The sequence below is a fragment of the Dinoroseobacter sp. S375 genome (assembly GCF_049800775.1).
GTDB lineage: Bacteria > Pseudomonadota > Alphaproteobacteria > Rhodobacterales > Rhodobacteraceae > Dinoroseobacter.
This window is the reverse complement of sequence record NZ_JBNAFR010000015.1, coordinates 58,639-69,710: the sequence shown is the minus strand read 5'-3', so window position 1 is coordinate 69,710 and position 11,072 is coordinate 58,639. Positions and strand designations below refer to the sequence as shown.

Below are 11,072 nucleotides of genomic sequence, written 5' to 3'. Positions count from 1 at the left end.
GGGCAGAGGCGCAGACCTCGGATCTGGTCTCGACCAATGCTCTGCGGGTCTGTGCGGATCCGGCAAACCTGCCCATGTCCGCCAAGACCGAGGACGGGTTCGAGAACACGCTGGCCGAGCTCATCGGCTCCAAGCTCGAGCTGCCGGTCCAATACACGTGGTATCCCATGGCCACGGGGTTCATCCGCAACACGCTCAAGGCCAAGCAATGCGATCTGGTGATCGGCTATGCCCAGGGTCATGAACTGGTTTTGAACACCAACCATTACTTCACCTCGGTCTATTCCCTGATCGTGCCGGCCGGTGGGGACCTTGCGGGCGTGACCTCGCTGCAGGATCCGGCCCTCAAGGGGCGGCGGATCGGGATCATCGCAGGCACACCGCCCTCGGCCCATCTGGCGCGCAACGGGTTGGTGGGCAAGGCCAAGGCCTACAACCTCGTGGTGGATCGCCGCCACGAAAGCCCGGCGGCGGATATGCTCAACGATCTGGAGGCGGGCGATATCGACGCCGCGATCCTCTGGGGGCCCATCGGCGGCCCGTTGGTCAAGCAGAACCACCCGGATCTCAAGCTCATCCCGCTTGTAAGCGAGACGCTGCCCCCGCGGCTTTTCTTCCGGATCACCATGGGCGTACGGCAAGGCGAGAAGGTCTGGCAGCGCAAGCTCAACTCCCTGATCCGTCGCCATCAGGACGAGATCAACGCCGTGCTCTTTGACGCGGGCGTGCCATTGGTGACGGATCTGGGCAAAGAAGTGATCGAGCCTCCGCAATGATCCGGGCGCTCGCCCTTCTGCTGTGGTTGCCGCTGGTGGCCACTGCGCAGACGGTGCCCGAGCCAGATGACTACCGGATGGATCATTACCGCGCGCCGGTGCCCGCAACCTTGCGCGGGGCCACGGTGATCGGGCCCGAAGCCGCCCATGCCCTTTGGAAATCGGGGGAGGCGGCCTTCATCGATGTCATGCCCCAGGCCCCGAAACCGGCGAACCTGCCCGAGGGCACGATCTGGCGCGACAAGCCGCGCAACTCGATCCCCGGCGCCCTATGGCTGCCCAATGTGGGCTACGGCGCCGTGGCCGAGATCACGGCCGCCTATTTTCGCGACGGCCTCGCCCGGGCCACGGGCGGGGACAAGAGCCATCCGGTGGTGATCTTCTGTCTCGAGGATTGCTGGATGAGCTGGAACGCGGGAAAACGCGCCATCGAATGGGGTTACACAGCGGTCCACTGGCTCCCTGAGGGCAGCGATGGCTGGATGCTCTGGGACTACCCGCTGGAGCGGATCAAACCCGAAGAACCACAGCCTCAGGCCAACTGACCCGGCCCCTCCCCTCAAAAAGACGCGCCTCACCCTGCCGTCAGGTGTTACGCTGGTTCGAGGAGACACATTGTGAGATTCGTCCGGATCGGCCTGCGCGCCGGGGCCGGATGAAGGGGGGAGACTTTTGAACGAACTGAAAATTTTCAGCGCCCTTGGGGCCGTCATCTTTGTTTTGCTGCTTGGGGCCATGTGGCGCGGCCTGTTTGGGCAGGAGGATCCGCAGGCCATGATGGCCGAGCAGATCGCACCGGTGAGCGCCTCTGTCGCGGATCTCGATGGCCGTCTTGCAACCGCGCAGGCGCAATTCGACGAGCAGCTCGCCACGCTGCAGGGGGCCATGGACAGCAAGCTTGCCGATCTGCAAGAGAGCATGGATGGCAAACTGGCCGGTGTTCAGGCTGCGCTTGATACCCTGTCGGCTCAGGCCGCAGAGGGTCTAGCCGAGGATGATCTCGCCGCGCTCCGCACCCGGCTCGAAGAACTGGCCATGCAATCGGGCGAGCTGAGTGCGATGGTCGCTTCCCTGGGCTCTGCCCCGGCCGAAACGCCGCCTGCCGACCCAGAGCCGGAGGTCTCCCAAGCCGCAGCACCCGCCCCGGAGCCAGCCGCCGACGAAGGCGAACCAGGGTTGATGCCGGGACAGACAGCGCTCTTTGACGAGGGGTCCGTGCGGGTCTTTATCTCCCGTCTGGATCCGGGGTCGGAGAGCCTGCGCGCCTCGATCAACGGCGAACGCAAGACCTTGCGCGCCGGCATCGGTCGGACAGTTGCAGCCGCCAGTGGCCATTGCCGCATCACCCTGGACGGGGTGTCCGGAAATGGCGCGCTGGTCTCGGCGCTCTGTGGCGATGACCTGCCCGCCGCCGAAGGCATCAGTGCGGGCGAAACGGCGATGCTCAACGAGGGCAGCCTGCGGGTCTTTGCCTCGCGTGTGACCGAGGATGCGGCCCGGCTTTCGGCCAATGGCACGGATCTGGTGCTCGATGCCGGGGATCGGGCCACGGTGATGGTGGGCGAAGAGAGCTGTCGCCTGACCCTCGCGCAGGTGGATCGCGGCCATGCGCAGGTCGGGGCGGACTGCACCGACGCGGTTTGGCAGTCCGATGAGCTCGTTGCGGGCGAAGCCGCCATTCTGGGCGATGGCGCAGCACGGGTCTTCGTCTCGTTCGTGCAGCCCGATGGCGCGGCGCGGATCGCGGTGAACGGGCTTGCTCTGAGCACCGCGCGCGGCGGCGAGACGCGGGAGATGGCCGATAACTGTGATCTGACCGTGGCCGATGTGGGCCGCAGCGCGGCGCAGTTCAACTTCGCCTGCTACAACTGATCAGCGCAGGTCGCCGGGTCCGTCCCGGCGGCCTCACCCCCGGCGGGTCAGTACCCGGCGAGCTTCTGGTGCAGCTTGGAGACCGTGCCGTCGGTGTCGGTCATGGTGACATCGACCGATTGCGCACGGCTCGGCACCGACAGCCCCACGCGCGGATTTTCCGACAACGAGATCGAACCCGTCATCTCGACAAATCCGGACCCGTCCAGATCGATATCCACCGTCTCGACGTAGCGCATCGGGATGAAGAGCAGCGAGATCTGGTCCATCTGCATGCCCGAATGGGACGGGTGCGAGATGTCCACATCCATCCGCGAGAGCCGCGAGGCAAAGCTGATCAGCTCACCCCCCGCGATGCCCGGTAGAGCGCTCCCGAGGGCGACGTCCATCTCGCCCAACGAGGCGAGCGCGGCAATCGGATCGGTCCCCGGCGGCGCGGCACAGGCGCCGGTGCCCGAGGTCTTCACATAGCTTTCCTGCACGAACAGCCGCCCATCGCTGGTTTCCGCCACCACATGGAGCGGCGTCGGCCCGTTCACCCGCATGGTCACATCGAAGAAAAAGCTGGGCTGCGGCTCCTCGAGCGCAAAGACCGCCGAGACCGGCATGGGGTTCTCGTCGAGCACCACCCAGACCTTCGCGACCTCGGCCCCGAGCGGCGGGATGATCTGCGCGGCGAGATTGGCGCGCGCATCATCCGGGGTACGATAGGGCGCATCGATTGCGATCACGCTGTCGCCATCCATCAACATGCGGTCGCCATAGAGCGCGGATTTGATGTCGTCCCAGGCCTCGGACCCGGCGAGGGCGGGCAGGGCGGTGCAGCACAGAAGGGCTGTCGTCAGAGCTAGGCGGGTCATTTTGTTCCTCCCAAAACAAAAGCACCGAAGGCGCGGGGGCCGTCGCACGTCTCGACGGACGATAGCACGGCAAGGGTTTCTGCGTCGATGATCGAGAGCGTGTTGTCGAACCAGTTCGCTACGAGTATGCGCCGACCATCGGGGGTGGCATCGATCCCCTCGGGGTACTCGCCGGTCTCGAGCGTGGCCCGCGGGGCGAGCGTATCGAGATCGAAGACACTCAGGCTGTCGGCATATTGGTTGGTGACAAAGCCGCGACCGGCGGCAAAGGCGATGCCATAGGGGCGCGCGCCTGCGGGCAGGGTCGCGATCACCGCGCCGGTCTCGGGGGCCAGGACGCTGACATCATCACTGCCGACATTCGCCACGAACAGGCGCCCTTCGGGATCGAACCGCAGGCCGAAGGGACGGGTGCCCACGGTGGCTTTATGTAATGGGGCAAGGGTCTCGGCGTCGAAGATCGAGACTGCATCCGCGTCACGATCCGCCGAGGCGAGAAAGCGTCCATCGTCCGACAGGGCCAGCCCCGCGGGCGCGGCCCCCACTGCAAGCTCGGCCTCGGGGGCAAGGGTTTGGTCATCCAGCACCCAGATCCGGGCATTGTACCAGTCCGAGACGAAGACCCGGCCCCGCGCGGCATCCCGGGCGATACCGATCGGCCCCCCGTCCAGCACGGTTTCCGCGAGGACCGCCCCGCTGGAAGGGTCGTGCCGACGGACGGTCTTGGCCTCAGGCGCGACGGTAAAGACCGCGTCGGAGGCCGCGTCCACGCCCGCGGGTTTGCCGGGCACCGCCCAACCGCCCGCACTCTGTCCGGTGCCGATATCGATCACGTGGACAGCATCGCCATTCTGGCAGGTCACAAATGCGAGATCACCCGCCGCCACCGGAGTGGCGGCCAGGCACAGCATGGTCAGCAGGTCAGGAGCCCGCGGCACCAAAGCGCTCCGTCAGCGCGTCGAGCCCCATCTGATAGACCCCGGTTACCGCTGCGATGGCCGCCGCGTCGTTGAGGTTCTCGGGCGGGTCATTGTTCGGATAGCCCCGGTAGAACGCCCCGCGCCACTCGATCAGCGAGCCCCCGCCATCAAGCGGCTTGACCGTCAGATGCGAGGAGTAATTCGTCACCGGCAGGACCTCTACCAGCACATCGGTGATACGGTAGGAATAGCTCATTTTCTCGTCGGAAAACTTGTAGAGCACCTCGGCAATGGTCGGGCCATCCGCCGCGCCGAGGGTCAGCAACCGGGTCGCATCAATGGCATTGCCATTCTCGCCGGTCGAGGAAAACACCGCCGGGTGCCAGGACATGTCCTGGAAGTTGCCGAGCACCGCCCAGACCTCTGCCGGATCGGCGGCGACCTCGGTGGTCAGGGTGACTTTCTGCCGGGTTGGGCCATGGGCCGTGGCGAGCCCCGGCAGCAGAGCTGCGGTGGCCAACGCCATCATAAAGGTACGTTTTCTCATCATTCCTCCCTGAAGATGCGATTGTTCAATATGTAACGCATGCCGCGGGACCAGCTGTCATCGGTATTGCCCCGGATATCCACGACACCGCCTCTGACCAGGTCCCCACTGCTCGCATCGCGCAGCTGAAGGTTCAGGGTCAGAATGAGGTTCGAGACTTTCTGGACCTCTCCGACGAGGGAGAAATCCGCCCCCAGCCGTGTCGCGATCCGCGTGTCGCAGCCATAGCATTTCGCAAGGTTCACAACCCGCTCGATGGCCACGCGTTCTGGCTCCAGATCGACCAGCTCGTACCCCTCGCTGCGGAAGCGTGTGGCAACCGTCTCTTCGAGGGTGGCGAGCCGCGCGGCCTCGGCCGGATCCAGTCCCAGCTCGGTCGTCTGCAGCGACGTGTCGAGCATGGTCAGGCCGAAGAAGGCGACCTTGTCCTGCGCGGCTGCGCAGCCCGTCGAGAGCAGAAGAACCAGAAGAGCTGTGCGCATGTCCCTGTTCTTAAAAAATAAGAGTTACGCTTGAGGATCGGACTGTTAAGCTTCTCAGACAACCACGCCAAAAGTATCGGCTTGGGGCGGCCCGGATCTGGAGGAGACGGGCCAGCAGAGACCCGGCGCAGAAGAAGCCGGGCGAGGGGAGGACATCGTGAGACTATTGCTGGCACCGCTTTTGGCGGTCTGTGCCCTGCTGACTTCTGCTCCGATTGCGCTGGCCATCGATGTGCGGGCCGCGGTGCTGCGGATCGACTATCCGACCCTGCTGCCGATCAGCCGCTATGACCTGCGCCCCGAGGATCTGGGCTTTGCCGGCGGGGCCTTGGCGGATGAGGACAATGGCACGACCGGCAGTTTCCTGGGCCACACCTACGAGACGCGGGGCGTGGCGACCACGCCGGAAGACGCCGATGCCGCGTTGGAGGCGTTGCTGGCCGAGGGGGTGGATCTCTTTGTCATTCTGGCCCGGGCCGAGGATCTCTTGCGGCTGACGGATCGGGCGGCCGAGGCCGGTGCGCTGGTCTTCAACGCGTCCGCACCCGATGTGGCCCTGCGGGATGATCAATGTCGGGGGAACCTGCTTCATACGGCGCCGAGCCACCGGATGAACACGGATGCGGTGGCGCAGTTTCTCGTCTGGAAGCAGTGGAAGAACTGGTTCCTGATTTCGGGGTCGAACCCGGCGGATGTGGCGCTCGCGGATTCCTATCGGTTCTCGGCGCGCAAGTTCGGGGCCCGCATCACCGAGGAGCGCGCCTTCGAAGATACGGGCGGCTCGCGCCGAACGGATTCGGGCCACGTGTTGGTGCAGCGGCAATTGCCGACCTTCACCCAGGGCGCGGCAGGGCATGACGTGCTCGTGGCTGCCGATGAAACCGACTATTTCGCCCGTTACCTGAGCTATCATCTCTGGACACCGCGCCCGGTCGTGGGGTCCGGCGGTCTGGTGCCGACCACGTTCCACGGGGCCCACGAGGCGTATGGCGCCACGCAATACCAGACCCGGTTCGAGGATCTGACCGGGCGCTACGCCAAGCCCGAGGATTACAATGTCTGGCTCGCCCTGCGCGTGGTGGGCGAGGCCGTGACCCGGGCCAATACCGCCCAACCCATGGAGGTGCGGGACTACGCCATCTCGGATGCGTTCGAGCTGGCCGCCTTCAAGGGCCAGAAGGTGACCTTCCGGGACTGGAATGGTCAATTGCGCCAGCCGATCCTGCTCCATGACGGGATGATCACCGTGAGCGTCAGCCCGCAGGACGGGTTCCTGCACCAGCGCTCGACCCTCGACACGCTCGGCTTGGACAAGCCGGAATCCGACTGCACCGCTTTCAACTGAACCGCCTTTGATCCCATGGAGGGACCCATGAAATCGATCCTTCTTTCCGCCGCCGCTCTGGCGCTCTGCACCGCTCCGGCGCTTGCCGGCAAGGCCTTCGTCTCGAATGAGCGCGGCAACACGATCACCGTCGTCAACACCGAAACCTGGGAGGTTGAGACCGAGTTTTTCGCCGGAAACCGCCCGCGCGGCATCACCGTCAGTCCGGATGAAAAGCTGATCTATGTCTGTGCCTCCGATGACAACCTGATCCGGGTGTTTGACGCGACCACCTATGAAGAGCTGCCGAGCCTGCCTTCGGGTCCGGATCCGGAGCTGTTCATTCTCGAGCCGTCTGGCAAGCGGCTATACATCGCCAATGAGGACGACAATCTCGTCACCGTGACCGATACCGAAACCCGGACCGTGCTGGCCGAGGTCCCCGTGGGGGTGGAGCCCGAGGGGATGGGGATGAGCCCGGATGCCAAATGGGTGGTCAACACGTCCGAAACCACGAACATGGCGCATTTCATCTCGACCGAGGATTACAAGATCAAGCACAACGTGCTGGTCGATCAGCGCCCGCGCTATGCCCATTACACCAGTGACGGCACGCGGCTTTTCGTGACCTCCGAGATCGGCGGCACCGTCTCGGTGATGGATATCGACGATGACGGAGCGCCCACGATGGTGGGCAAGATCACCTTCGAAGTGGCTGGCCTGCAGCCCGAATGGCTGCAGCCCGTGGGCGCGCGCGTCACGCAGGACGGCTCGCGGCTCTTTGTGGCGCTTGGACCGGCGAACCGGGTCGCGGTGGTCGATGCCCGCAGCCTCGAAGTGCTCGACTATATCCTTGTGGGCCAACGGGTCTGGCAGCTCGATTTCACGCCGGATGAAAAGTACCTGCTCACCACCAATGGCAATTCCAACGACATCACCGTGATCGATGTCGAAAAGGAGCGCGCGATCCGCTCCGTTCAGGTCGGCCAGCAGCCCTGGGGCGTTGTTACCATCAAGTAAGCCAATCCCGCCGCGACAGCGCCGTCGCGCGACGAAGAAAGGAACCCTCATGAGACATCTGTTATGCGCCGCGGCCCTGGCCTGTTTTGCAAGCCCGCTCGCCGCTGCCCCGCTTTGCGATGATCTGGGCTTTGCCGGATTGCTGGCGAGCTGCAATCGCGGCGAGACGATCGAGCTGACCCTGGCCTCGGGCCAACCGCTGGGCGAGGACGTCGTTCTGGAATCCGGGGCCTATTACAAGCTGGAGATCACGGCTGATGGCTCGGCGGAACTGGCGGTTGAGGGGCCAAGCTTCTTTCGATCGATCTGGATGAACGAGATCGTCATCAACAAGATCGAGATCCGCCCCATGGCCATCGATTCCATCGAATTCGACAAGGCGGGCGTGGTCGAGTTGTCCTTCATTGCGATCAAGCCGGGCCGCCATGTCCTGCGTATCCCCGGATCCACCGGCGAGAGCCAATCCGTCACCCTGTCCATTCAGTAACCAAACGAGGAGCTATCCATGAAACCGATCATGACCCTTGCCGCCGCCCTGCTGCTCGCCGCGCCGAGCTTCGCGAGCGAGGTGGATGACGCCACCGAGATGAAGATCATGGCGATGCTGGCCGAAATGGAATGCCAGATGGATGCGGATGACATCGAGGTCGAAGATGACGGCTATGACCTTGACGACGTGATCTGCAAGGGTGGCAACCAGTTCGACATTAAGCTCGACAAGGACCTGAACGAAGTCTCCCGCCGCGCCGAGTAAGCCCGGCGGGTCCTCCCGCAAGACGTTCCTCCCAAAGACCTCGGAGATCCTAGCCGGATCTCTGGGGTCTTTCCTCGTTTCGGGAGGCCTGCTGGGCTCTGGACCGAGTGCGCGACGCTTGAGATGGGTCCGCGCGGCCCCCATTTTGACAGCATTGCTAGCACTTGCTAGACTGACGCGACTTTCATCTAGAGGCTTCCTATGGCGACTCTCACCGTCCGAAACATCGAACCCGAGCTGCACGACTTCCTGCGCCAGGAGGCGGCCCGCCATGGCCGGTCGATGGAGGCGGAGGTGCGGGCCCTCTTGCGGGCGCGGATGGCGGCGGAGGGCCGGTCGCCGCGCGACGTCGCCGCGGCGATCCGGTCGCGGTTCGCGGGCCTCGAGGGGGGCATTCCCCTGCCGGACCGGCCCAGCCTGCCGGACCCCGTGGATCTGGCCGGATAGGGCCGGACATGATCATCCTCGACACGAATGTGGTCTCGGAGCTGATGAAGCCCGCGCCGTCGGACGCCCTGATGCGCTGGTTTCAGGACACCCCGCCCGAGCCGCTGGCCCTGACCGCGATCACCGTTGCAGAACTGCGCTATGGCATCGCCATGTTGCCTGAGGGCAAGCGCAAGGCAGGGCTGGATCAGGCCGTGACCGAGATGCTGGCACAGGACTTTCCGGGCCTTGTTCTGCCCTTCGATCAGGCCGCCGCCGAGCATTATGGCCCCCTTGCCGCGCAGCATCGCGCTGCGGGGCGCAATCCCGGGCAGGCCGATGTGATGATCGCCGCCATTGCCACGGCGCAGGGCGCGGGGATTGCGACCCGAAACCTCAAGGATTTCGAGGGGCTCTATCTGCGTCTTCTCAACCCGTTTGCCGGACCCGCACAGGTCCGACGCTGATTTCAGGCGGCGTGCGAGCGCAGGGTTCGCTCGGCCTTCTGCAAGGCGCAATAGGCAGTGTATCTCGCATCGTGCCGCGCTTTCAGAGGGCCTGAGACAGGGGTCTTGCGCGATGCGATGCGCGACATCTGGGACATCGCCTCGGTCAGGCCCGGATAGGCCCCGCCGGCAACCGCGCCGAGCATCGCCGCGCCCAGTAGGACCGGCTCAGGGCAGGCAGTGGACAGGACCGGCACCCCCGCTGCATCCGCCAGAAGCTGCTGGATCGCAGGGCTCTCGCCCGCGCCGCCGCTGATGGCGATAGCCGTGGGGCGGACCCCATGCGCCGCTTGGGCCTCCATGATCTGGCGCAGCCCGTAACCGACGCCAAAGACCGCCGCGAGATAGGTGCGCAGCAAGTCCTCTTCGCCCGTATCCAGCGTCAGCCCGCTGATGATCCCGGTGGCGTTCGGGTCCGCAAATGGCGCGCGATTGCCCAACAGATCCGGCACAATCAGGCGCGGCCCGACGATGGTGACCGCGTCGCTTGGGCTGGCAAGCTCGGCGGTGACCCGACGCAGCAAAGCGGCCTGCAGCGACAGCCCCTCGGCCTCGGCCCGGGCGGTCGCCTCAGGCGCGGCGGGATGCGTATGGATCAGGTGGGCGATGGCCTCGCCCGCCGCCGATTGCCCCCCTTCGGACAACCACAGATCCGGGATCATTGCCGAGAAATACGGCCCCCAAACCCCCGGCACCCGTTGCGGCGCGGTGGAACTGGCCATGGTGCAGGCGGAGGTTCCGAACACATAAGCCATGGTCTGCTCCGGTCCCCGCTCCGGGTCCGCGCCGACCGTGCCAAGCCCGCCCGCATGGGCGTCGATCAGCCCCGCGCCCACGGGGATGCCCGGGCGCAGGTCCATGGCAGCGGCGGCCTGCGGGCTCAGTCCCTGACCCAGCGGGGCGCCCGGGGCCACGATGGTCTGGCCGATCCGGGCATAGTCTTCGCGGGGTAGGCCGTTCAGCCCGATCGCCTCGAAATAGCTGTCATCCCAGCGGTCCTCATGGGCGAGATAGGTCCATTTGCAGGTCACCGTACAGGCCGAGCGGGCGAGGGATCCGGTCGCCGACCATGTCAGGAAGTCCGGCAGGTCAAAGAACCGGGTCGCGGCTGCAAAGGTCTCGGGCATGCTCTGTTGCAGCCAGAGCAGCTTGGGCGTTTGCATCTCGGGCGAGATCCGGCCCCCCACATAGGTCAGCACCGGGTGGCCCGTGGCGTTGATCCGGTCAGCCTGATCCAGCGCGCGGTGATCCATCCAGACGATCACGTTGCGCCTTGGATCGGCCGAGGCGCTGACACTGATGGGAGCGTCACCCGGCCCCAGCACCACCAGCGAGCAAGCTGCGTCAAACCCGACCCCGGCAATCTCGGCAGCCGACACGCCGGCACGCGCCCGTGCCTCGATCACGCAGGTACAGACAGCCGCCCAGATATCGTCCGAGGATTGCTCGGCGATCTCTCCGGCCTCGCGCCACATGGCGATGGCGTGCTTGTGGCTGGCCAAGAGGGTGCCTTCGGCATCGAACACACCGGCTCGGGCGCTGCCTGTGCCGACATCAACGCCAATGAAATAGGAGGCGGTCATGG

The 11,072-nt window shown here is 65.3% G+C and carries 14 protein-coding genes; 9 read left to right on the top strand and 5 right to left on the bottom strand.

The window, feature by feature from the left end; all coding sequences use genetic code 11:
- The 3 genes from ACP150_RS21060 to ACP150_RS21050 all read left to right on the top strand — a co-directional run.
- Positions 1–776 (top strand): substrate-binding domain-containing protein (locus tag ACP150_RS21060; protein WP_424968686.1); only part of this gene is annotated, 776 nt, incomplete at its 5' end.
- Positions 773–1,321, top strand: coding sequence for a PQQ-dependent catabolism-associated CXXCW motif protein (locus ACP150_RS21055; RefSeq protein WP_424968608.1), 549 nt, complete (start codon positions 773–775; stop codon positions 1,319–1,321). The genes ACP150_RS21060 and ACP150_RS21055, both read left to right, overlap by 4 nt.
- Before the next feature lie 127 nt (positions 1,322–1,448).
- Positions 1,449–2,648 carry a hypothetical protein gene (locus tag ACP150_RS21050; protein ID WP_424968685.1) on the top strand — a complete coding sequence of 400 codons (1,200 nt, stop codon included), beginning with the start codon at positions 1,449–1,451 and terminating at the stop codon, positions 2,646–2,648.
- 47 nt (positions 2,649–2,695) lie between these two features.
- Here ACP150_RS21050 and ACP150_RS21045 read toward each other — a convergent pair whose 3' ends face one another.
- Genes ACP150_RS21045 through ACP150_RS21030 form a run of 4 tightly spaced genes read right to left on the bottom strand, consistent with a single transcriptional unit; the run spans position 2,696 to position 5,457 of the window.
- Positions 2,696–3,508 carry a quinoprotein dehydrogenase-associated SoxYZ-like carrier gene (locus tag ACP150_RS21045; RefSeq protein ID WP_424968684.1) on the bottom strand — a complete coding sequence of 271 codons (813 nt, stop codon included), beginning with the start codon at positions 3,506–3,508 and terminating at the stop codon, positions 2,696–2,698.
- On the bottom strand, positions 3,505–4,446 hold the full coding sequence (locus ACP150_RS21040) for a YncE family protein (RefSeq protein WP_424968683.1): 942 nt from the start codon (positions 4,444–4,446) through the stop codon (positions 3,505–3,507). Before ACP150_RS21040 ends, ACP150_RS21045 begins: the two co-directional genes overlap by 4 nt.
- The gene (locus tag ACP150_RS21035) at positions 4,430–4,975 is read right to left on the bottom strand and encodes an SRPBCC family protein (RefSeq protein ID WP_424968682.1); all 546 of its coding nucleotides are present in this window, start codon (positions 4,973–4,975) and stop codon (positions 4,430–4,432) included. Before ACP150_RS21035 ends, ACP150_RS21040 begins: the two co-directional genes overlap by 17 nt.
- Entirely contained in the window at positions 4,975–5,457 is a 483-nt protein-coding gene (locus tag ACP150_RS21030; RefSeq protein ID WP_424968681.1) for a DUF3280 domain-containing protein, read from the bottom strand. The genes ACP150_RS21035 and ACP150_RS21030 overlap by 1 nt, the downstream gene beginning before the upstream one ends.
- 157 nt (positions 5,458–5,614) lie before the next feature.
- On the opposite strand from ACP150_RS21030, the gene ACP150_RS21025 reads away from it, so the two are divergent.
- The 6 genes from ACP150_RS21025 (at position 5,615) to ACP150_RS21000 (ending at position 9,448) form a co-directional block, all read left to right on the top strand.
- Entirely contained in the window at positions 5,615–6,802 is a 1,188-nt protein-coding gene (locus ACP150_RS21025) for an ABC transporter substrate-binding protein (protein WP_424968680.1), read from the top strand.
- 27 nt (positions 6,803–6,829) lie between these two features.
- Positions 6,830–7,801 carry a YVTN family beta-propeller repeat protein gene (locus tag ACP150_RS21020; protein WP_424968679.1) on the top strand — a complete coding sequence of 324 codons (972 nt, stop codon included), beginning with the start codon at positions 6,830–6,832 and terminating at the stop codon, positions 7,799–7,801.
- Positions 7,802–7,850: 49 nt separating this feature from the next.
- On the top strand, positions 7,851–8,288 hold the full coding sequence (locus ACP150_RS21015; RefSeq protein ID WP_424968678.1) for a hypothetical protein: 438 nt from the start codon (positions 7,851–7,853) through the stop codon (positions 8,286–8,288).
- 18 nt (positions 8,289–8,306) lie between these two features.
- The gene (locus ACP150_RS21010; RefSeq protein WP_424968677.1) at positions 8,307–8,555 is read left to right on the top strand and encodes a PepSY domain-containing protein; all 249 of its coding nucleotides are present in this window, start codon (positions 8,307–8,309) and stop codon (positions 8,553–8,555) included.
- 201 nt (positions 8,556–8,756) lie between these two features.
- The gene (locus ACP150_RS21005) at positions 8,757–9,002 is read left to right on the top strand and encodes a FitA-like ribbon-helix-helix domain-containing protein (protein ID WP_424968676.1); all 246 of its coding nucleotides are present in this window, start codon (positions 8,757–8,759) and stop codon (positions 9,000–9,002) included.
- A gap of 8 nt (positions 9,003–9,010) precedes the next feature.
- The gene (locus ACP150_RS21000; RefSeq protein ID WP_424968675.1) at positions 9,011–9,448 is read left to right on the top strand and encodes a type II toxin-antitoxin system VapC family toxin; all 438 of its coding nucleotides are present in this window, start codon (positions 9,011–9,013) and stop codon (positions 9,446–9,448) included.
- 2 nt (positions 9,449–9,450) lie between these two features.
- Here the strand turns inward: ACP150_RS21000 and ACP150_RS20995 are convergent, their stop codons facing one another.
- On the bottom strand, positions 9,451–11,070 hold the full coding sequence (locus tag ACP150_RS20995) for an FGGY-family carbohydrate kinase (RefSeq protein WP_424968674.1): 1,620 nt from the start codon (positions 11,068–11,070) through the stop codon (positions 9,451–9,453).
- Positions 11,071–11,072 lie beyond the last annotated feature (2 nt).